At 40.4% G+C, this 21,583-nt stretch carries 25 protein-coding genes and 1 riboswitch; of the genes, 1 reads left to right on the top strand and 24 read right to left on the bottom strand.

Features of this window, described 5'->3' with window-relative positions; genetic code table 11:
• Nucleotides 1-19: 19 nt before the first annotated feature.
• The 16 genes from B5354_RS17935 to B5354_RS18010 all read right to left on the bottom strand — a co-directional run bounded on the left by B5354_RS17935 (nt 20) and on the right by B5354_RS18010 (nt 14,393).
• On the bottom strand, nt 20-1,150 hold the full coding sequence (locus B5354_RS17935) for a GerMN domain-containing protein (RefSeq protein WP_079530160.1): 1,131 nt from the start codon (nt 1,148-1,150) through the stop codon (nt 20-22).
• Nucleotides 1,140-1,673 (bottom strand): RNA polymerase sigma factor SigX, encoded by a 534-nt coding sequence (gene sigX / locus B5354_RS17940; RefSeq protein ID WP_079530161.1) that lies wholly within the window; start codon nt 1,671-1,673, stop codon nt 1,140-1,142. Before sigX ends, B5354_RS17935 begins: the two co-directional genes overlap by 11 nt.
• Nucleotides 1,674-1,817: 144 nt before the next feature.
• Complete coding sequence (locus tag B5354_RS17945; protein ID WP_079530162.1) at nt 1,818-2,327, bottom strand: ECF transporter S component; 510 nt, start codon at nt 2,325-2,327, stop codon at nt 1,818-1,820.
• A 6-nt stretch (nt 2,328-2,333) separates the two neighbouring features.
• Nucleotides 2,334-2,735 (bottom strand): DUF4430 domain-containing protein, encoded by a 402-nt coding sequence (locus B5354_RS17950; RefSeq protein ID WP_079530163.1) that lies wholly within the window; start codon nt 2,733-2,735, stop codon nt 2,334-2,336.
• 208 nt (nt 2,736-2,943) lie between these two features.
• Nucleotides 2,944-3,121: riboswitch (cobalamin riboswitch) on the bottom strand.
• Between the two features lie 37 nt (nt 3,122-3,158).
• Nucleotides 3,159-4,940 (bottom strand): ATP-binding protein, encoded by a 1,782-nt coding sequence (locus B5354_RS17955; protein ID WP_079530164.1) that lies wholly within the window; start codon nt 4,938-4,940, stop codon nt 3,159-3,161.
• On the bottom strand, nt 4,940-5,656 hold the full coding sequence (locus tag B5354_RS17960) for a response regulator transcription factor (RefSeq protein WP_079530165.1): 717 nt from the start codon (nt 5,654-5,656) through the stop codon (nt 4,940-4,942). Before B5354_RS17960 ends, B5354_RS17955 begins: the two co-directional genes overlap by 1 nt.
• Before the next feature lie 95 nt (nt 5,657-5,751).
• Nucleotides 5,752-6,933, bottom strand: coding sequence for a c-type cytochrome biogenesis protein CcsB (gene ccsB / locus B5354_RS17965; RefSeq protein ID WP_079530166.1), 1,182 nt, complete (start codon nt 6,931-6,933; stop codon nt 5,752-5,754).
• 33 nt (nt 6,934-6,966) lie between these two features.
• On the bottom strand, nt 6,967-8,592 hold the full coding sequence (gene resB, locus B5354_RS17970) for a cytochrome c biogenesis protein ResB (protein ID WP_079530167.1): 1,626 nt from the start codon (nt 8,590-8,592) through the stop codon (nt 6,967-6,969).
• 28 nt (nt 8,593-8,620) lie between these two features.
• On the bottom strand, nt 8,621-9,175 hold the full coding sequence (gene resA / locus B5354_RS17975) for a thiol-disulfide oxidoreductase ResA (RefSeq protein ID WP_079530168.1): 555 nt from the start codon (nt 9,173-9,175) through the stop codon (nt 8,621-8,623).
• A gap of 54 nt (nt 9,176-9,229) precedes the next feature.
• Nucleotides 9,230-9,958, bottom strand: a complete 729-nt coding sequence (locus B5354_RS17980; protein ID WP_079530634.1) for a pseudouridine synthase — start codon at nt 9,956-9,958, stop codon at nt 9,230-9,232.
• A gap of 144 nt (nt 9,959-10,102) precedes the next feature.
• Nucleotides 10,103-10,615 carry a spore maturation protein gene (locus B5354_RS17985; protein WP_079530169.1) on the bottom strand — a complete coding sequence of 171 codons (513 nt, stop codon included), beginning with the start codon at nt 10,613-10,615 and terminating at the stop codon, nt 10,103-10,105.
• Nucleotides 10,612-11,205, bottom strand: coding sequence for a nucleoside recognition domain-containing protein (locus B5354_RS17990; protein ID WP_079530170.1), 594 nt, complete (start codon nt 11,203-11,205; stop codon nt 10,612-10,614). Before B5354_RS17990 ends, B5354_RS17985 begins: the two co-directional genes overlap by 4 nt.
• Nucleotides 11,193-12,284, bottom strand: a complete 1,092-nt coding sequence (locus B5354_RS17995) for a D-alanyl-D-alanine carboxypeptidase family protein (RefSeq protein ID WP_245804820.1) — start codon at nt 12,282-12,284, stop codon at nt 11,193-11,195. The genes B5354_RS17990 and B5354_RS17995 overlap by 13 nt, the downstream gene beginning before the upstream one ends.
• A gap of 175 nt (nt 12,285-12,459) precedes the next feature.
• Nucleotides 12,460-12,948, bottom strand: a complete 489-nt coding sequence (locus tag B5354_RS18000; RefSeq protein ID WP_079530171.1) for a DUF3907 family protein — start codon at nt 12,946-12,948, stop codon at nt 12,460-12,462.
• Nucleotides 12,949-13,053: 105 nt separating this feature from the next.
• Nucleotides 13,054-13,647 carry an SMC-Scp complex subunit ScpB gene (gene scpB, locus B5354_RS18005; protein WP_079530172.1) on the bottom strand — a complete coding sequence of 198 codons (594 nt, stop codon included), beginning with the start codon at nt 13,645-13,647 and terminating at the stop codon, nt 13,054-13,056.
• Nucleotides 13,644-14,393: a segregation/condensation protein A gene (locus tag B5354_RS18010; protein WP_079530173.1), complete on the bottom strand. Its 750-nt coding sequence runs from the start codon at nt 14,391-14,393 to the stop codon at nt 13,644-13,646. The genes scpB and B5354_RS18010 overlap by 4 nt, the downstream gene beginning before the upstream one ends.
• Nucleotides 14,394-14,549: 156 nt before the next feature.
• On the opposite strand from B5354_RS18010, the gene B5354_RS18015 reads away from it, so the two are divergent.
• Nucleotides 14,550-15,020 (top strand): DUF309 domain-containing protein, encoded by a 471-nt coding sequence (locus B5354_RS18015; protein WP_079530174.1) that lies wholly within the window; start codon nt 14,550-14,552, stop codon nt 15,018-15,020.
• Nucleotides 15,021-15,062: 42 nt separating this feature from the next.
• Here the strand turns inward: B5354_RS18015 and B5354_RS18020 are convergent, their stop codons facing one another.
• The 8 genes from B5354_RS18020 to spoVAC all read right to left on the bottom strand — a co-directional run bounded on the left by B5354_RS18020 (nt 15,063) and on the right by spoVAC (nt 21,569).
• Nucleotides 15,063-15,428: a GNAT family N-acetyltransferase gene (locus B5354_RS18020; RefSeq protein ID WP_079530175.1), complete on the bottom strand. Its 366-nt coding sequence runs from the start codon at nt 15,426-15,428 to the stop codon at nt 15,063-15,065.
• A gap of 219 nt (nt 15,429-15,647) precedes the next feature.
• Nucleotides 15,648-16,097 (bottom strand): site-2 protease family protein, encoded by a 450-nt coding sequence (locus B5354_RS18025; protein ID WP_079530176.1) that lies wholly within the window; start codon nt 16,095-16,097, stop codon nt 15,648-15,650.
• 114 nt (nt 16,098-16,211) lie between these two features.
• Complete coding sequence (locus B5354_RS18030) at nt 16,212-16,652, bottom strand: peptidylprolyl isomerase (protein ID WP_079530177.1); 441 nt, start codon at nt 16,650-16,652, stop codon at nt 16,212-16,214.
• A gap of 138 nt (nt 16,653-16,790) precedes the next feature.
• Nucleotides 16,791-18,101: a diaminopimelate decarboxylase gene (lysA, locus tag B5354_RS18035; protein WP_079530178.1), complete on the bottom strand. Its 1,311-nt coding sequence runs from the start codon at nt 18,099-18,101 to the stop codon at nt 16,791-16,793.
• Between the two features lie 145 nt (nt 18,102-18,246).
• On the bottom strand, nt 18,247-19,719 hold the full coding sequence (locus tag B5354_RS18040) for a spore germination protein (protein WP_176142533.1): 1,473 nt from the start codon (nt 19,717-19,719) through the stop codon (nt 18,247-18,249).
• 24 nt (nt 19,720-19,743) lie between these two features.
• Nucleotides 19,744-20,094: a stage V sporulation protein AE gene (gene spoVAE / locus B5354_RS18045; protein WP_079530179.1), complete on the bottom strand. Its 351-nt coding sequence runs from the start codon at nt 20,092-20,094 to the stop codon at nt 19,744-19,746.
• Nucleotides 20,094-21,104: a stage V sporulation protein AD gene (spoVAD, locus tag B5354_RS18050; RefSeq protein WP_079530180.1), complete on the bottom strand. Its 1,011-nt coding sequence runs from the start codon at nt 21,102-21,104 to the stop codon at nt 20,094-20,096. The genes spoVAE and spoVAD overlap by 1 nt, the downstream gene beginning before the upstream one ends.
• A 12-nt stretch (nt 21,105-21,116) precedes the next feature.
• On the bottom strand, nt 21,117-21,569 hold the full coding sequence (spoVAC, locus tag B5354_RS18055) for a stage V sporulation protein AC (RefSeq protein ID WP_079530181.1): 453 nt from the start codon (nt 21,567-21,569) through the stop codon (nt 21,117-21,119).
• Nucleotides 21,570-21,583: the final 14 nt, after the last annotated feature.

The raw sequence follows: 21,583 nt of genomic DNA on the forward strand, positions 1-21,583 counted from the left end.
TTTAAGTGCCATCCTCTACCTATTCCTCTGCGGGAACTGGGTTCAGCCCCTTCGGTGTTTCCACCGTTTTACTCAGTTCATATGGACCTAACTTGCCGATTGACGTGTTTTCGAATTCAACCCGATCATAACCGAAATGCTGAGCGGTCATTAAAATAGATTCTATAGCTGTCAGCATTTTTTGTTTATCAACAGACTCGGGATGATTAAGTTCGACGATGAGTTCATTGCCTTCTTCATGGGCAGATTGAACAGTCACCTCAGGTGGTAAGGGAGAATCCACTTTTGGATCCTTCTCATCTTTCTTTAACTCTTTTAATGCGGTGCTTATCGTACTCTCATTCTTGATCGATACGGGAACAAAAAAGGAAGTGTCACTTGAAGAAGGCTTAAATACTTTGAAAATGAAACTCCCCTCTTCGATAACTGACAATGAAGACAATTTTCCATAACTGCCCAGTGATACCTGTGAGCCGTCCTCCGTCTGAATGGAAATCTCCTCAACATTGTAAGGCTCCACTGACCATTTAATACTGTTAACAATTGAAGTGCTCATCGCATTTCCGCTAACCGAAAAGTTATTGGGAAAAGTCACCTGAGCCTTATCCTCGTTTTCATCAATTGAAATGGTTATATTTTCAAGAATGTTTTCTGATAAACCAAGCTGCTCTGTATTGATATTGCTTCCTTCTCGTTCATTCTTTTCAGATACAACCGTAAGAGGAACGATATGTTGAACACTCTGATCAACGGCTGCCAAAGGCTTCATATTACTAGAAATATCCTCTACTACCATGCTTTGCAACTCATGGGCAGTAGACTCCTGATTCGTTTTTAAAGAAAGATCATTTCCGCTGCTAAAACTTTTCGACTTTTCAAGCTTAAAATTATGCTGTTCAGCAGATTGCGGTTGATCGATTGCACCTTCCTTCACGGAATAATATGAAAAAGGGACTACTACGGCCAGAATGAGCACTGCAATGACGGAAGCTATACCAGGAAAAAGCCACCTTGGCCGTCCTGAAGAATTTTGGTTAGAGTCGTTGGTGATCAGGCGATAATAATCATCTTTACTTTTTGTATCTTTAATTTGCGGGAGCTCATGCAGCATTTTTTCTATACGTGAATCTTGTTCATCATTATGCTTCATGCTCACTATCCCCCTTTACACCTAATCGTTTCTTTAAAGCCAGCATTCCCCTATGCTGAGTAGTTTTAACCTTACTCTCCGTAAACTGCAAAATAGCTGCGGTTTCTTGTATCGTCATACTCTGTATATACCGTAAGATAATGACACTTTTTTGATCTACCGTACACTGATCTAATGCTTCGTAAACTTCTCTCATTCTGTCATTCAGTTCTGCCACTTCGTCCGGGAGGGCTTCCTCGTCCTTTATTGATTCACCTTTTTCCTCCCAGTTAAAAAAGTCCATAATTTTTTTTCTTTTACGTCCTTGCTTGCGGAAATAATCAATAGTCACATGTCTAGCTATCGAAAATAGCCATGTTTTTTCACTGCTCCTGCCATCAAATGATTGATATGATTGAAGCACTTTTATATAAACCTCCTGGGTTAAATCTTCAGCGGCTGATCGATTTTTCACCATATAATAAATAAATTGAAATAAATCTCGATGATATTTCTCGTAAAATTCATCAAAGAACGGTTTCACACCTTGAACCTCCCGTTCATTCATATTGTCGTTTATGTACCATTAAAAGTTACACCTACCTATCATAATACCGATCATATAAAATGAAAACCATAAATGTTCATAAAAAAGAGCTGCTAAAATCGCAGCTCAGATTTAATACCGTTATACACTTGTAAGCGAATGTTTCTTTTGATAACGAGAAAACAATGTTCCTAACACCGGAGAGAGCACAAGAATAAAAATTACGTTGCTTGCGGCATGATTTAAATCCATCGGCAAGCCAGCTAAATAATAAGCCCAAAACGGCTGTCCTGCAACTCTCATTGTAAAAGAAATAATTAGCCCATAGACAATTCCACTTAAAAATCCGTATATTGATAGCATCCATACTGGAATGTTCGCCCAATATTTCCCAATCAAACCTGCTCCCAGGCCAATTATAGACCAAGATAGAATTTGCCATATGGTCCAGTACCCCATACCTAGAAAAACATTAGAGAGAAATGTTGTTAAGAAAGCCATAATGACTGCTGCCAGCGGTCCTAACCAGAAGCCTGTAATAATAATAATAGCTGTAACAGGCTGTACATTTGGAATGTTCGCCATCACGAGACGTCCAGCAATTGCCATCGAAGCAAGCATTGCAAGTAACGTTAATTTATACGTATTCATGAATCATCATTCCCAGGATTGCAAATCAAAGACGATTTCGTCTCCCTGTTTTACTTCGTATTTATTCGCTCCAACCATTGAAGATTCCCCGTTAATGGTAAACATCCAAGCCTTTTGCTCTTCTTCGCTAGCAGTAATTCCTTTAATTCCCGTAATAAACCCGTCTTTCTCTGCTACCTCAAAGTTGTTTTTCATCACTTCCATTAACACAGTGCCTTTTTCAACTGTTACTTCTTTGTTGGCGAGCACTTTTTCCCCTTTGTTCTTAGATAGTTCGATGTTAAGTGTTACTTGCTGTTTCTCCTCTTGGCTGGCGCTGGCTTTTTCTCCTCCACCTTCAGTTTGACAGCCGGCGAGCACGAACACGGTCACCATTAAAGCTGCGATTAGTGCATACATCTTTCTCATAATTACAAATCCCCCATTCTATTAATAGATACATTGCTTCAAATGCTAATCGGGGATGATGATCGACCACACGAGTCTGCCCAGATGATACTAAAAAAGCCTGCTCCTTTATTAGAAGAGCAGGCTTAAGACATACCAGTAAAGCTATGTAAAAACACTACATAAGGTTAAACCGGATATCTCAAAGGCTCAATCCCCGAAGCTTTGAAACAATCTATTAAATCAGGCAGGTCTACTGACTTGTGCATCATTCTACTAAAGAGCCTTCCCACGATTATTCGCAGTGGTTTCCCTTGTTCGTCAACACTTACAGTTGCGAGGACAGTCCTGGTCTTTCACCAGATTCCCTATTACACCATATCGGTACCTAATTCTCTCATTTAATTCTATTTTATCGTACAGCATGGTCAGGGTATTTTCAAGCTATTTCTCCCCTTGTTCCAGTTCTGTTGGCAGAGTAAAGGTGAAGGTTGTTCCCTCATTCACTCTACTATGAACATGAATTGATCCTTTATGAGCCTCAATGATGTTTTTGGCAATAGCGAGTCCCAGCCCCGTTCCTTTCTTACTATTTTCCCTTTTTCTAGACTTATCTGCTTTATAAAATCGTTCAAATACAAATGGGAGATCTTCTTCATGTATCCCCAATCCTGAATCTGTGACTTTCACGATCCATTGATCAGGTGTTCGATCGGCTATTACATCCACCGCACCGTAATCATTCGTATGCCGAATGGCGTTGTCTATTAAATTCGTTAATACCTGCTCAATGCGATCTGCATCGATATGAATGGTTCCTTGCGCGTCACTTGAATGAAGCTGAAGGTTGATCTCTCTTTCATTTGCCAACCCCTGAAACTTACGAATAATTTTTTCAAGAAACGGCATTATGTCGACTGAATCCATATAAAGAGTCATATGCCCGGCTTCCATTCGAGCGAGATCCAGCAATTCATTCACTAGCCTGCTGATACGGAGTGATTCATCGTGAATAATTTTAGCCAGCTCATTTTTATCTTCCTTCGTTTCAGCCACATCATCCACAATTGCTTCACTGTATCCTTGTAACATAGAAATCGGAGTTCTTAGTTCATGTGAGACATTTGCAATAAAATCTTTTCTTAATTTATCCAAACGCCGCTCCTCTGTCATATCTCTCAGTACCGCTACCGCTCCCCTTATATAAGTGCGGTCATAAAGAGGGGTCATTAACATTACCCACGTCCGTCCTTGCACAGTAATTTCAGTTATCACTTCTTGCTCAGTCTCAATAACCTCATCAAATAGTTTTCGCATGGGCTGAGGCACTTCCCTTTTACCATGGGCAGGTTCTTTCCCGTCATTTTCGTATATCCAGGACTGATAAAATTGATCAGCAGGCGGGTTAGAGACTAAGATTTCTCCTTGCCTATTAATCGTAAGCACTCCATCCGCCATAGAACGTAGAATACCAGACAATTGTTCTTTTTCTTGGTTAACAGCATTAATGTGAAACTTAAGTTCTCGTCCCATTCGATTAAAAGCCATAGCCAATTCTCCGATCTCATCATGTGTTAAAATCGGAATTTTTGTATTGAATTCCCCTCTTGCCAGTTCCAGAGCACCCTCTCGCATTTTAATTAATGGAGCGGTGATTCTTGTTGATAAGAAAAAGGCGAAAATTGTAGTCAAGATTATAGCAATTCCTGCACCGAGGAAAACAATTTTAGTTGTTTGATCAGATGTCTTTTGAATGGTATCAAGCGATTGGTAGACAAACACTGCGCCTTCGCCATTTGAAAGGGGCGTACCCACGACCATAATCTCCAAATCTGACTGGGCAAATCCCGCCACTTTCATCACATCTTCATTCTCTTTAATGACTGAGGATAGTTCAGGGTCACTCATAAACCAATCGTACCCTACTGCAGGCAAATCGTTCGAATTACTATCAGATGAAATAAATTCATCCGAATTGTAGGTTACAAGGACCTGGCTGGAGGGATCCTTAATTAGTTCGGCCATCGATTGAATTAACTTCTTATCATCATACTCTTGTACGACCTCTGATACTTTTGAAGCGGTTTGTAATAACTCGCGTTCAGCATCCAATACATGGTAATTTTCAAAGAACTCAAGAAGTAATACAGTGAGTATGACTAAAACAAAACAAACGAGCAATAAAATCGTAAACCATAATTTCCCGACTACACTGCGCCAGAACATTACTCGCCACTTACCTCAAATTTATAGCCCACACCCCAGACTGTAACGATCATTCCAGCTGCATCTATTGAAACTTTACTCAATTTCTCGCGAAGGCGTTTCACGTGGGTGTCGACGGTCCGTAAGTCACCAAAAAATTCATACTGCCATACCTCTTTCAACAATTGTTCACGATCAAAGACCTTATCTGGTTTCTGAGCCATGTAGTTCAAGAGTTCATATTCTTTAGGTGTCAATGCTACTTCTTTATTGTCCGCTGTAACCCTGTGTGCATCATTATCGATGGTCATATGCGGGAAGACCAGCACATTTCGAGCAGCTGTATCTGTCTCGAGAAATTTAGTGGAGGAAGCCCGTCTTAGAAGCGCTTTCACCCGTAAAACTACTTCTCTAGGGCTGAATGGTTTCACAATATAATCATCTGTTCCTACCTCAAAGCCCTGCACGCGATTAGACTCCTCCCCTTTAGCAGTCAGCATAATAACGGGTGTAGCCTTCTTCTCCCGCAGTTCCTTACACACTTCTATCCCGTCCATTCCAGGCATCATTAGATCAAGTAATATGACATCATAATCTTCCTGCAAAGCTTTTCTTAAGGCTTCATTTCCTTCTTCAGCTTCTTCAACTATATAATCTTCTCGTTCTAAGTACATACGGATTAACCTTCGAATACGTTCCTCGTCATCTACAACTAAAATTTTTGCTTCATAATCCATATTTATTACACTCCTTATTTCATCAAGCAGCTATTTGTTACCTATTATATTAAAAGACAGGAGGGGTGTACAAACCCTTCCTGCCTCAATTCTAGTTATGCGTACGAATGGAGCCCGGAGATGATTAAGTTTACCGCAAGCAGGTTAAACATAATGATGGCAAAACCACCGACGGCAAGCCAGGCTGATTTCATACCTTGCCATCCTCTTGAAAGTCTGAGGTGTAAATAGGCGGCATAGAAAAAGAAAGTAATCAAGGCCCACACCTCTTTAGGGTCCCATCCCCAAAAGCGGTCCCAGGCTTGCTGGGCCCAAATCATTGCAAAAATAAGAGCTCCGAGTGTGAAAATTGGGAAGCCAATGGCTACGGCACGATAAGATATCTCATCGACCAGTTCCGGGTTGGCTTTTTTCAGCAGAGGCTGAACTGCTGCCCCAATCCGTTTTCTAAGAATTAAACGAGCTAACCAGTAAAGCACGATTCCTCCAAGGAATGACCAAATCATCGTATTAAATTTAATGGCGGCATCCTGCCCGCGCATCCACTGCGGCACTTCAAACAATGGAGACATTCCTTCTGTAATAAGTTCTCCATCAGTTGGACCTGCAATAGCCGGCATTTGATAAGTAATTTCTGTTGGCTGCTCCTGGATAGGCGCTTCAAAAGTTACTTGATAATTCATCGCATTAAACGATGAGGAAATAATGATAAAGGCTAACGCGGTAGCCAGCATATAGATAACAAACTCAAGCCAAAACGTATGTTTAGATTTTTCGCCTTGGTCAATTTGACGAATTAAAAATATCAATCCGGCCACAAAACTTACGGACAAGACAGCTTGCCCCAGCGATGCAGTGGTCACATGAATGTACAGCCAATGTGATTGCAAAGATGGAACGAGCGGTGATATTTCACTAGGAAACATACTCGCAAACGCAATGATAAGTAATGCGATGGGCAATGCAAACAGCCCCAGAACATTAATTCGATAAATAAAATACATGACGATAAACGCCAGAACCAGCATCATCCCAAAAAATGTTGTAAATTCGAATAAATTACTGACGGGAGCATGTCCACTCGCTAACCATCTTGTAATAAAATAACCTACTTGTGTGAGGAAACCTACAATCGTTAAGGTGATTCCTATTTTACCGGCAACTCCAGTTTTTTTCCTGTTCTTGTCACGAATCGTTCCCCCGAAGAAAAACGTCGCGACTAGATAAATAATAAATGCGGCGTAAAGTAAGTTACTGCTAACTGTACTTAACTCCATTGTTCGCCCTCCTTTATCACCTGCAAAAAGTTACTAATTCTTCATTTCCTGTTGGTCATTTGGAGCTTCTATTCCTGTTTCACTGATGACTTTGTCTATTTCTCGTCGTAATGCAAACCAATTTTTGTTTGTATGTCCAGCGATCCATACACCATTTTCTTTTGGTTTAATCCATATTCGGCGATGATTCCAGTACATTCCCTGGATTACCCCAATCATGAAAATGGCCCCGCCTAACGCTATAAATGGAAGTGTATAATCTTTCCGAACAGTTAACCCGGTTACATCACGGACATCAAAATTGATTAGGCCAATTTTATAATCATTTTCCCCGGTTGCATCCACATTGGCCCCGATCCCTACGAAACTAACCTCTGGTTCTGATTGACCAGGAGGATAGACATTGAAAACAAACGCTGGATTTTTCGGGTATTTAGATACAGATACAGGTTTTCCATCTTTAAGCTCGTACTCAGGGTAGTAAGAATCGAGAACCACTCGATAGCCACTATCCAGTTGATATTCTGACTTTGGCTCAGATAAATCTACAGTGAATTGACCATAAGAGCTATCTTCATTATTTTTATCGTGAATCTTGAAGGTCATCTCTTTAAACTCATTTAACTGATAGCTAGCTTGGTAGAGAGCAAACCCTCCGAACTTGAGTGGATGATTTACTTTGATCTGATCTTCTTTAATTTTCTCCAGCTCAGGGTCACCACCGACGACGACCGGATCAGTACGTTTATAAACAACGGCATTCGTTTGATATGTTTTTGGTACTAATCCTCCTTGGTTTTGAAGAGCTTCCTGGAATCTTTCATCATCTTCATCATATGTTTCTAGTATAAACTCTTTGTTCTTAATGTAGTATTGACCTTCTGTACCGTTAATTACTGCTGTTTCTCCTTCTCTTACCCAGACAAAGTCATCTACGTACAGAGCTGGAATGAACCTTAATAATGTACCTAGCAAAAAAATAATTAATCCGATATGGTTTACGTAAGGACCCCATCTGGCAAAACGGTTTTTCTCAGCCAGGATATGTCCATCTTGTTCTTTCACCTTATAACGGCTTTTTTTTAAGTTTTTTCTCACTTGATCAATATCTACGGAACTCGATTCTGTTTTACCAAAAACTCTTTGTTTTTTCAAAAATAAGTCATGGCGCTTAGGCTTCTGAGTTCTAAGCGTTTTATACAGCGGTACAAATCGATCGATACTAGCAATGACAATAGAGATTCCGATCATAGCTAGTAATAACATGTACCACCAGGAACTGAATAAATTATGGAACCCTAGTTGATAGTAAATTTGACCAGCTAACCCATATTGATCTTCATAATGGGTAGCAGCATCGACATTTGGTGGTATGTACATCTCTTGTGGAAAAATCGTGCCGACTGCTGAAGCAACCAGGGTAAGAACAATGAGCCACACACCGACTTTTACGGAAGAAAAGAAATTCCAGATTTTATCGACAAACGTGCGGTTATATGTTTGCGAACGCCTGGCACTCCCATCATAGCGCATGTTCAACAGCGTTTGACTGTCATTACCATCTATGTGCTGATTGCCTTGTATCGGTTTCCCGCAAGACTCACATAGTACCGTTCCCTCTGGATTCACGTGACCACATTCGCATGTAATGTTATTCATAGTAAAACCTCACAATTTCAAATAAACTCTATGCCTCAGGAGTAATTTGCTGAAGGTAGCCATCTAATTTTTCTAACGTAAGCGGTCCCACAACATGTTTCACAACTTTCCCCTCTGGACTGATGAAAAATGTAGATGGAATTGGACCAACATTATATCGATTCATAACTTGTCCGTTCTCATCTTGTAAAATAGGGAAGGAAATCCCATAACGATCCAGGAACTGTTCTACAACAAGGTTTGTAGAATCTAAGTTAATCGCGAGTATTTCTACACCCTTTTTCTTGTATTCGGAGTAAAGCTTTTCCATGTAAGGCATCTCTTTTTTACATGGTTCACAATAAGTGGCCCAAAAGTTTAGCATTACTCCTTTACCTTCTAAATCACTCAAGGCAATCGTTTCTCCATCTGATCCAAATTTCTCTAATTGAAAATCAGGAGCAGGTTCCCCTTCAGCTACAACTGCTTTATCGCTATTGAAATTAGAGACTAGCGCAAACACTACAAGCCCCGCCATCACAGCGAGTAAAATGGTTCTGAATACTAACCTTTTTTTCTTTTTTTGTACAGTCTTTTCCTTCATAGCACTCACTCCTATGACTATTATAACATCGATCGCCAAAGCTAAATTTGAATATTATTCAACATTTTTTTCAGCCATTTGACGCAGTTGTTTAAGTTCATGAGGTTTTAACGGACGATAATCCCCCGCATTTAAGCCTTGAAGAGTAAGTGATCCATAACGTTCACGCTTTAACTTATCTACAGGGTAGCCTAAGCCTTCAAACATTTTTCGTATTTGGCGATTCTTTCCCTCATGTAAAATCACCTGAATAATCGCACTGTTCTTCTTTCCGTCAGTTGAGAGCACTTTCGTATGAACAGCTTTAAATGTTTCACCTTCGACTGTGACTCCTTTTTTAAATCGTTTTAACTGTTCATCATCAGGAATTCCCTTAGTCTTCACAATATATACTTTATCCACCTCATGACTGGGATGCATCAATAAATTAGCAAACTCCCCGTCATTCGTTAACAACAGTATCCCCGACGTATCATAGTCAAGCCTTCCTATTGGAAAAATACGTTCTTCTACATCAGGTAAATAATCCGTGACGACTTTTCTACCTTTGTCGTCATTCACACTTGAAATCACACCTCTTGGTTTATAGAGTAAATAGTAGACTGGAACTTCTTTCGTAAGCGGTACTCCTTCCACCTCAACATCGTCGTTTGAGCTAACTTTTGTACCTAACTCTTTAACAACTTTCCCATTAACAGTTACTTTACCATCAGTAATCATTTTCTCGGCTTTTCTGCGTGAAGCCACACCAGCGTGGGCGATCACTTTCTGCAGACGTTCCATATTTGACATAGGACCGTCCTCCTTCATGTCTGAAATTTTCACGATAAACAACTTGAAAGCCACGCCATTCTTATGCAGCGCGGCTCGTCAACCCTTTATTATTATACATGCTTCAGCTACAAATAAACAAAAGAATCATCCTGTTTATCCAAACAGGATGATAACGATGACAATTGATGCTATTATACCAGCTAAATCAGCGAGAAGTCCAACCTTCAGAGCGTCTCCCATTCTTCTAATGCCTACCGCTCCAAAATAAACCGTTATGATATATAGAGTTGTGTCAGTACTCCCCTGCATAACTGAAGCCAACTGACCAACAAAGGAATCTGGCCCAAAGGTACGAATCAGCTCAGTTGTAACGCTTAATGCTGCTGTGCCAGAAATAGGTCTTATTAAAGCTAATGGCAAAATCTGTTCAGGAATAGCAAAAATGGAGGTCAATGGTTTAACGAGGCCAAGAGCAGCATCCATAGCACCTGAGGCTTGAAAAATAGCGATCGAAACCATCATTCCTAACAAAAAAGGAAGTAATGAGATAGCAATCTGAATGCCTTCTTTACTTCCTTCTACGAATACTTCGTATGCAGGTACTCGTTTGATCGTGGCTGTTACAAGGACAATTAGAATGACTCCTGGGATAAGCCATATACTCATAAAGTTTGTCCTGTCTTTCTACGACGGTAATAGAAAAAACGGTCAATGATCAGGGCTGCTAATGTCGATATCATCGTAGCAAGAATCGTTGCCCCTACAATACTAGTGGGATCAACCGAGCCATATTTCATGCGAATAGCAATAACAGTTGTAGGTATTAAAGTCAGAGAAGAAGTATTGATAGCTAAAAAAGTAATCATGGAGCGGCTGGCACGTTCGGAACCTGATAGCCGTTTCATCTCTTTCATTGCTTTAAGTCCCATCGGTGTGGCTGCATTCCCCAACCCGAACATATTTGCCGTCATATTGGATAAGATGTATCCAAGTGCTGGGTCATTTTCAGGAATATCAGGAAACAATCTTTTAACAATCGGTTTAAATAATTTAGCTAAACCAGATAATAAACCTGCCTCCTCAGCAATCTTCATTAAGCCTAACCAAAACACAAGCACTCCAGCTAGACTTAGCGTAATCATGACGCTTTCTTCAATAGTGGCAAAAATAGTTTCATTTACCTTATCCATAGTTCCGTTGAAGGCAGCATAAGCGATTCCGCTTACTGCAAGAAAAACCCAAATCAAGTTGACCATGGTACCACCCCCGTGAGACGTTTTAAGTAAACAGCCCACTCACCGACAAATGAATCATAGGGTCGTTCATTCCATACAGGAGTTTGAATCAATAATTGATCTGCAATTTGAAAATGGCGCACCCCTGCCAAATGAGGATCTACAGTTGATAAGGCAGGATAAAAAACGGAATCAATTTGCTCTTGTTCTTCAGAGGTCAATGGATAAAAGATATCCCGCGGCAGATAATATCTTTCCCCTCTAGACGTTGCGAAACCTTCTTCCTGTAACTGATATGTTTCATAATGATCAAATCCATACTCATACATGCTTTGATGATCCTGCCAGTCATCAGGAGCATTTAAAGTGACCGCCACCAGCTCCATCCCGTCTTTCTCTGCGCTTGTAACGAGAGTACGACCCGCTTTTTTCGTAAAACCAGTTTTCCCGCCAGTCGTAGGGTCATAAAGCCTAGTTAATAGCTTGTTCTTATTCTTCCAAGAGTAGGAGCGGTTGTCCGACTTGTACACTTCACTTCCTGTGACTTCGCGAAATGTCTCGTTTTTCATTGCATAAGCCATGAGCAAGGCCAGATCGTAGGCACTTGAGTAATGAGATTCTCCATCCAGTCCGTGCGGATTTTCGAAATGAGAATCGTTCATACCAAGCCACCTGGCTTTCTGATTCATCATATACGTGAAACCTTCTACACTGCCCCCAACATGTTCAGCGATGGCCACAGCTGAGTCATTTCCTGACCTCAACATTAATCCATAAACAAGATCAATAAGCGGAATTTTTTCACCTTCCGTTAAATAAATGGACGATCCCTCAGTTCTGATTGCCCGCTCACTAACCTTTACTTCTTCTGATAATTTACCAGATTCGATTGCGATGATAGCTGTCATTATTTTCGTAGTACTTGCGATTAATGAAGACTCATAGGCATTCTTTTCATAAAGAACTCGTCCAGATTTAGCATCTAAAAGAACGGCATGTTCAGCAGATACCGAAACAGATGTTTCTGCATCTGTTACCTGTGGAAATAGTATGGCAGAAGCTAGTAATGCAATGATGATCATACGAATATACTTTCGCAAGAGAGGTCTTCCTCCTAACCTATTCATTTGCTTAACATTATGCTTCAACTTGTCAGCTTATGAAGGTGTGGACAAGAAAAGTAATCTCAATTGAAAGTTCAAGATGCTTCCTTACATGCTCACAAATAAAAAACCTGCCGCTTCAAACTGGCAGGTTATATATCTGGTCCTTATTTTATTTCTTGACTGCTTGCATGCAATCATAACTTTCGTAACAATCTAGTTCCTCGCGGATATCCTGAAAGGCATAACTGAGAGCAGCAAATAGCAACACAATTGAGGTAGGTGGATCATACTGAAATATAACTGAACTATTTCCTGTATAAGAGGCACGACTGTCTTCATGCCATGTGTCACCTTTCGGGGAATAGAATTCACCTATACATTGATGATAAATTCCATACATGGTTCGTTCTGCGGCTGTTGTCGGAAAAGAACTCCTTTGCAACAATACAGCTACTTTGTCATTCGCCTCGTCGCACAACACATTCAGCCTTCTCAATGATTTTAATAATTGTTTACAGTAATCTTCATCGTAAGAGCCACGTTCATGCTCAAACTCATGTATCGAATGCGTATCTAAATAATCATCTACTCTGAATACAACTTCTCTCAAGAACTCATGGACTTTAATAGTCTGTTCCTTGATCATTTGCTGCCTCATGGTCGCCTCCTAGATTAGTCGATATAACAGCTTCTACAGAACGACAATAAAACTAAAGACGCAATTCAAAAGTTGGAGTTTCTTAACAATTGTATCATACCACATTTATAGTGAGCCGTCAGAATTTTCATGATTAAATTTTTCAAAAAATAAATCTGCTTCTTCCTCAAAATCATGTTGTTGTTCAATTTCCTGAAGAGGAGGCAGCTCTTCAATGGAAGATAATCCAAAATAGGTAAGGAATTCTCTTGTTGTTCCAAATAAAACAGGTCTGCCAATTGCCTCTTTTCTTCCTTTTTCCTCAATTAACCCTCTGTTGGATAGTGTTTGAACAGCTCGATCACTTTTAACTCCTCGTAAATCATCAATTTCAATACGTGTAATAGGCTGACGGTAGGCAATGATGGCCAGCGTTTCTAAGGCTGCCTGCGATAACCGCGTAGAAGTAGTCGTATCCAGCAGTTTCTTATAGTATGGAGCATGTTCTGGCTTTGTTGTTAAGTGGAAGGTCCCATTAGTATCCATTAATGTAATACCACGATCAGCCTGTTGATAGTCTCTCGTCAGCTGTTCTAGAATTGTCTTCAAAGATGTCTGAGACACTTCTAATAGCTCAGCCAATTTCTTCTCAGTAACACCGTCTTCGCCTGATGCAAAAAGAAGCCCCTCCATAATTGCTTTCTGTTCCTCCACGTTCATGATGTTTCCTCCATTTTATATACAATTAATTCGTCAAAATGATTTTGTTGAACACATCTTACTTCCTTGCTTTTCATTAGTTCAAGAATCGCAATAAAGGTGACTACCGTGTGTGGTTTAGAGCGCTCCACAAACAATTGCGAGAAGTGAAGGCCATGTCCTTTGTTAGATTGATCAATTTGCTGCAAGATGTCATCCATCCTCGTACGAATAGAAACCTCATCTCTCTTTATCGTTGTATCTGCAGGTTTGACATCTCTGGAGCGTTTTAGCAGGTGGCCCATTGCCGCAATCATATCATAGATAGAGGCTTCGCCTTCCATCAATTCTTGTTCTTCTCCAAACAGTGTTAAGTCCATTTGAGGTCTTGTATAAATTCGATTTGCTTCCAATTCCTTTTTCTTGAACTCTTCAGCAGCTTCCTTATATCGTTTATATTCAATTAGCCTATTAATTAAATCATCCCGAGGATCCTCCTCCTCCTCTACCACGTCGACTTCATTTCCTGGCAGGGAAGGAAGCAGCATCTGACTTTTTATAGCTAGTAGTGTAGCTGCCATCACTAAATACTCACTCGCCACATTTAATTCCAGTTCCTGCATGGCATGAACATAATTCATATACTGTTCTGTAATGGTTGACACCGGTATATCATAAATATCGATTTCATAGCGATTGATTAAATGAAGCAAAAGGTCAAGTGGTCCCTCGAAACCTTCTAATTTCACATGGTAGCTTTCTGTCATAACATTCGTCCTTTTTATTGGATCGTTCACACTTACATTTTCCTATCATTATGTTACCAGAAAATTCGACACCCGTTAATATGATTTTCAGGAAGCGGCTTCCTCTTGTCCTTTTTCCTGCAATGCTTGTAAAATGATTTAAAAGGGGAGATTACAATGTATCCAGAAGCGTACCTTGAATACTTAGCCCATTTTCATGGAACAAGGGATTATTTTGAATGTCACGAGGTTTTAGAAGACTATTGGAAGGAAAACGATCCAAAGAATAGAGACTCTGTGTGGGTTTGTCTCATTCAATTAGCTGTCTGTCAATATCATTTTAGAAGAGAAAATACTGCAGGAGCTTTAACATTAATAAAGAAAACGTTACATAGACTTGAAACCAATCGATATCAGTTAGTATCTCTCGGCATTGATGATAAATTGCTGGAAAAACAGCTCGTGGATCTAAAAAGAAGATTAAATGAAGAGAGAGATTACACAAGTCTTACTCTACCTATATTTGATTCTCACCTGATCGATGAAGTAAAACAACTTTGTACTGATTGGGGAGTATGCTTTGGAACACCTAGTGATTTAACAGATCCTGATTTAATTGATAAACACATAAGACGAAAGTCAACGTAAAAGAAGGAAGGGTATCTGGTCAGAGGCCCTTCCTTCTTTTACTTATACATTTGATGATGAACTCTCCATCTCACACTTCTCAAGAAAAGATTCTGTATACTCGTCAGAACAAACAAGATACTCTTTCTCGAAATGGTTACATACATGAGAGTACATCTTTTTGCCAATTCCCAGGTTACGGTGGGAAGGATTGACGGAAACGTGCTGAATGATTGCCTCATTCCCTTCAATCCGCACACCTATAGCGCCAAGGATATCTTCTTCCTTCCATAGGAATAGCTGCCAATTAGAATTGGTCTCGTATTCCCGAACGATTTCCTGAAGCTTTTTCACATCTTTGCTTTCAGGCATAAACGAAAGAAGGCCCATAGCAATCTTTTCAAATGATTTTTTATATCGAATGAACATATTAACCCCTCGATTATAAAAATTCTTTTTTCATATTTTCCAAGACTTTCTTCTGACCCTTTCCACCTACATGACAATAACAAACCAATAATAGAACCCCCATAACAGGCTGAGTAGAAGTAAAATTGTAAATAGGATCCAGTTTTTCTTTCGCATGAGGTTTCCTCCACTACTAGTGTTAAGACCTAGGAAATAGCATACATAATTTTATCGAAAGATTCAACCCGCTAACTGCTTTAACCCTTTTAAAAAGCGAAAACCGTCTGACTCACGTTCCTTAATTCGAAACGGAATCATATTAACGAGAGCTAAATAGAGATTAAACCAAAACAGTAATTGAATTATTTGGCCGTACTGAATCAAGTCACTTATAAATAATCCGGCTGCAAATATTATATTCAGAAGCGGTCCGCCTAAGCTGATCCCAGCTTGCTGCCATGGATTAAAAGCAACTTGTTTCTCATTAAACGAATAACCTCCAATAAAAAAAAGGAGGTTCAATTGAAGTGTCAGCTTACCGAATGTCTTTGAAAGAATCATACGGCCGCTGCCGGTTACAAGAGTCGAGCGATCAGCTCCAAACCACAAACCAAAAACAACATGACCAAATTCGTGAATGAACAGGCCCAGAGGGGATACGATCACCAGCAAACTCAGAAGTTCAAGCATGTGTACCCCTGCCACCTTGTTTGAATTTTCTTATCTTCCACTCTTACACTATGCATTACACGCCAAGAACGTACACGATCGACAATTTAAATTCCCTCGATCACTGGTCCCCTCTTACTCTGCGTCAAATACTCTTACTTCTTTCATAGTATCCCCATTCTCCATAGCTCTAGCAATTTCTAGACCTGATGTGATTTTTCCGAAAACAGTGTGTACTCCATTAAGGTGAGGCTGTGGCTCATGTACTAAAAAGAATTGACTGGACCCTGTATCTTTACCTGCATGCGCCATTGATAAGCTTCCCGCCTCATGTTTGTGAGGATTGCCCTCTGTCTCACATTTAATTGTCGTACCGCTTCCGCCTGCACCAGTACCTGTAGGATCACCGCCCTGGCTCACAAATCCCGGAATTACCCTGTGGAATGTTACACCATCATAAAAGCCCTCATTTGCTAGCTTTTCAAAATTGGCTACTGTATTAGGAGCTTCATTAGGAAAAAAGTTCATCTCAATCTTTTCTCCATTTTCCATTACAATGTATCCTTTTTTACTCATGCACTACATCTCCTTTAACTTTTATGTAAAAAATTTATCAGCTAATCAATCCTTATAATATCACTTACGGACCTTTTAGACAAAGAAATAAGGAAGGCTGCACTGCCTCCCCTTCTTTCAACCTTCTTATTGCTCATATTATTTCAATTCTTTCTGCTTTGTATAGGATAAGTCGAGCCTTGTGATTTCATCAAATTTCTCACGGCGTACGACTAATTGATGTGTTCCATTTTCGACGAATACAACAGCTGCTTTCCCAAAACGATTATAGTTATTCGCCATTGAATAACCGTATGCACCTGTGCTAAACACAGCCAATAAGTCGTTATGTTCTACTTCTGGAAGCTCCACATCCCATAATAGCATATCTCCTGATTCACAACATTTTCCAGCAATTGCATATTCTTTGAAATTCTGGTCGTTCATACGATTAGGAAGCACCGCTTCGTATTTCGCCTGGTAAAGAGCGGGCCTGATATTGTCTGTCATGCCTCCATCTACAGAGACATATGTGCGCACACCTGGTACTTCCTTGATCGAACCTACAGTATAAAGTGTAATACCAGCATCACCTACAATAGCTCGTCCAGGCTCGATCCAGATTTCGGGCAATGGATAATTTGAATCTGCTGACTGCTGTTTAACTTCATTAATTAGTGCGAGGGCATACTGATCCAATGATAGTGGATCGTCCTCTTCCGTATATCGAATACCAAAGCCACCGCCCAGATTTAGTACTTCTGCAATAAACTGATACTTGTTACGCCATTCCTTCATTGTCGTAAATAACTTTCTTGTGGCTAGTGTGAATCCACTTGCTTCAAATATTTGGGATCCAATATGGCAGTGAAGGCCTTTCACATGAACTCTTTCATTATCATGAAGCAGCGAAAAAGCTTTCTCTGCTTGACCGCTTGATAAATCAAAGCCGAATTTTGAATCTTCCTGTCCTGTTAAAATATAATCATGGGTATGTGCTTCGATCCCCGGTGTAACACGCAGAAGTACATTCATTGTTGTATTTTTTTGTTCTACAAGTTCAGAAAGCAATGCAATTTCGTAGAAGTTATCCACTACAATACAGCCAATTTCAGCTTCAACCGCCATTCGAAGTTCAGCCAAGCTTTTATTATTGCCGTGCATATGAATTTTCTCTACCGGAAATTCAGCCTGAAGGGCAGTATAAAGTTCGCCTTCTGAGACAACATCCAAACTTAAACCTTCTTCTTTCGCGACCTGAAGCATAGCAATGGAGGAAAATGCTTTGCTTGCATAAGCCACCTGTGCAGGTACTTTCTGTTGTTCAAAGGTCTGAACAAATGCCTTTGCATTGTTACGAATACGTTCTACATCATATACATACACAGGGGTTCCATAGGCCTGGGCTATTTCTTGTGCCGAAACTCCCCCGATTATTAATTGTCCACTACTACTGTTCGTCCGATTCATTACCTTTTCCGCCTTTCCTCCCTTAATAAAAAGAAAATGCTCCTTTTATTACGAAAAGGAACATTTCAAATTATTTTAAATTTATCACAACTTTAGAACACTGGCAATGAACTGGACCGGCATGTTGCTCTTTCGTTCACGGCACTTATCCTTTACGCCTGTTATTTTGAGGATGAACAATACTCGGACGTATTTTAGAAAGCGGTACAGACATACGAATCAATACTTGCATAAGCGCTTTTCCATTGAATGGCAGAAAAGGCCACAAATAAGGTGTGCTTAATGATTTTGTTCTAGCTAGCAATAGTACGTATGCCGTGGAACCTACAACAAATCCGGGTAATCCAAATATAGCCGTAAAAAGCACTAAACCAACACGTGCCATTTTATTAGCTACAGATAGTTCGTAACTTGGAGTCGAGTAAGAACCAATGGCAGCTAAGGCTATATACAAGATAACTTCAGGGACAAACATCCCGACGTCAATCGCTATTTGTCCAACTAAGACGGCAGCTATTAAACCCATAGCTGTTGATAAAGGTGTTGGTGTATGGATTGCCGCTATCCTTAGCATTTCTAAGCCTAAATCAGCAATTAATAACTGAATGATGATCGGAATCGTGGATTCTTCAGTCGGTCCAATAAATGATAAGCTTTCTGGCAGTAATTCTGGATTTACGACAAACAACATCCATAATGGCAATAAAAACACAGAAAAAAGTATTCCGATAAAACGGACCCATCTAACAAATGAACCTACCATTGGTGACTGACGATATTCTTCTGCATGCTGAACATGATGGAAATATGTGGTAGGTGTAATGATCATACTGGGTGAAGTATCCACCATAATTAAAACATGTCCTTCAAATAAGTGAGCAGAAGCCACATCAGGCCTTTCCGTGTAACGTACGAGCGGAAAAGGGTTATACCCCTGTCGCACTAAAAATTCCTCGACCGATTTATCTGCCATCGATAAACCGTCTGTATCTATATTCTTCATTTCTTCCTTAATCAGCTTTACGATACCCGGATCGACTATATCATTGATGTAGGCTATACATATATCGGTTTTTGAACGCTTCCCCACTTGTAACATCTCAAACCGTAAACGTTCATCTCTAATTCTTCTGCGGGTAAGTGCGGTATTTTCTACAATATTCTCAGTGTAACCATCTCTTGAACCCCTAATAACCTTTTCAGTATCCGGCTCCTTTGGGGTACGCCCAGGGTAGGAACGCACATCTATGATAAAGGCTTCTGATGCTCCTTCTACAAATATGACGATCAATCCGGATAGTATCCTGGTAATAGACGTATCAATCGACTGGGTAAGTTCAACCTGTTGATGAACTAATTCGTCATGGATAGATTGAAATGCCTCATCTTTACCTTGGTTTTCATCATCCAGCTCATTGAGCTGGCGTAATATCTGAATGATATACGACGTATCACATAACCCTGTAACATAATATAAATTAATTTCATGACCTAGAATAGTTATACTTCTAAAGCCTACATCAAAAGAGGTGTTTACACCGATCCGTTCATTCATCAGCTTTCTATTTTGCTCAAGCTTCATGACAATCGGTGTTTCTTGTTCAGTCGGGTTTGACATCGTCTCAACTCCTTGTTGCTTCTACTACCCCTTAGGTTTAAAAATAAGAGCTACTAAAAATCCAAATAAAATCGCAGTTGCAATTCCTGTTGACGTTAATTCAAAAATACCAATCGCTACACCAATAAAACCGTGATCATCCGCTTGATCCATTGCCCCGTGCAGCAATGAATGTCCAAAGCTCGTGATAGGAATAGTCGCTCCGGCACCTGCAAACCGAATCAAATTATCGTACAAATCAAAGGCATCCAGGACGGCACCCGCCACTACAAAGGAGGACATAACATGAGCAGGAGTTAATTTAGCAACATCAAATAACAGCTGGCCAATTACACATATTCCGCCTCCAACGACGAAAGCCCAAAAAAATTCCATCAGTTATCCTCCTTCGTAAGTACAACACCATGAGCGATACAGGGAATTGTTTCTTTTTGCTGAATCATCATCGGGTTCATTAAAGCACCCGTTGCAACAATAAGAATGCGCTTATACTTCCCTTGCTTTAAGTCATCTATTAATTTTGAATAGGTAACAACAGCGGAACAAGCACAGCCGCTTCCTCCGCTAAAAACTGGCTGATCACTATGGTAAACCATAAGTCCACAATCATTATGGACTTCATCTACATCATAACCGTCATTCTTCAGCATATCTCTCACAATAGGTGTTCCCACACTCGATAGATCCCCCGTCGCAATCACGTCATAGTCAGAAGGCATGCGTCCCATATCCTCTAAATGAGTTTTAATGGTGCTCCACGCCGCCGGTGCCATCGCTGACCCGAGGTCAAAAGGATCGTTTGTTCCATAATCCATAACTCGCCCGATAGTCGCTGCCTCTATCCGGATCGGGGATGGTTGAGTAGATACAAGAGCAGCACCGCTCCCAGTCACGGTAAAGGTAGCTGTTTTCGGTTTTTGTCCTCCATATTCAGTTGGGTACCTGTATTGCCTCTCCGCTGTAGCATTGTGTGAACTGACTGCTGCAATAGCCTGTTTAGCATAGCCAGATTCAATCAACGCTGCCGACAGCGCAAGAGTCTCCATTGAAGTTGAGCAAGCCCCAAACATCCCAAGTAAAGGAATTCCAAGTTGCCTTGCTACGTAGTTTCCTGTTACGTTTTGATTCAATAAATCGCCTGTTAACAAAAGGTCGATATCCGTTTGATCGATCCCCGCTTTTTGCAGACAATATCTTACAGATTCTGACATTAATTTTCGTTCTGCGAGTTCCCAGTTTGCCTCGCCACAATGCAAATCATCAAAGCTAAAATCAAATAAACTTTTTAGTGGACCTGCTCCTTCAAGCGGTCCGACGACAGTACCTGTCGATTGAATATAAACAGGTTTAGCGAATGTCCAAGTTTGTTTCCCTGCTTGTCCCACACGTCATTCCTCCTAAAATAGCAAATGCCAGAAATATCGAATAATCCCTAACACGTAAGCTGCCACAACCCCAAAAACAATCACAGAGCCAGCAAGCTTGAAAAGATTTGTTGCGATCCCCAGTACAATACCTTCACTCTTGTGTTCTAAAGCAGCCGATGTAATGGAATTCGCAAACCCAGTAATAGGTACAGCTGAACCCGCCCCGGCAAATTGTCCTAAACGATCGTATACCCCAAACCCTGTTGCAAGAGAGGCTAGGAGAATCATCGTAGCAACTGTTGGATTACTTGCATCCTTTTCACTAAAGCCGAACCAGGATATATACATTTCCGATAAAAGCTGTCCAAAAGTACAAATTAAGCCCCCCACAATAAAAGCTTTTAAGCAATTCATAAAATAAGGGGGCTTCGGTTGATAATCCTTACTTTGTTGCTTGTAATTTTTAGCGTCAAATGATTGCATGATTTAATCTCCTT

Source organism: Halobacillus hunanensis, assembly GCF_900166655.1.
Classification (GTDB): domain Bacteria; phylum Bacillota; class Bacilli; order Bacillales; family Halobacillaceae; genus Halobacillus_A; species Halobacillus_A hunanensis.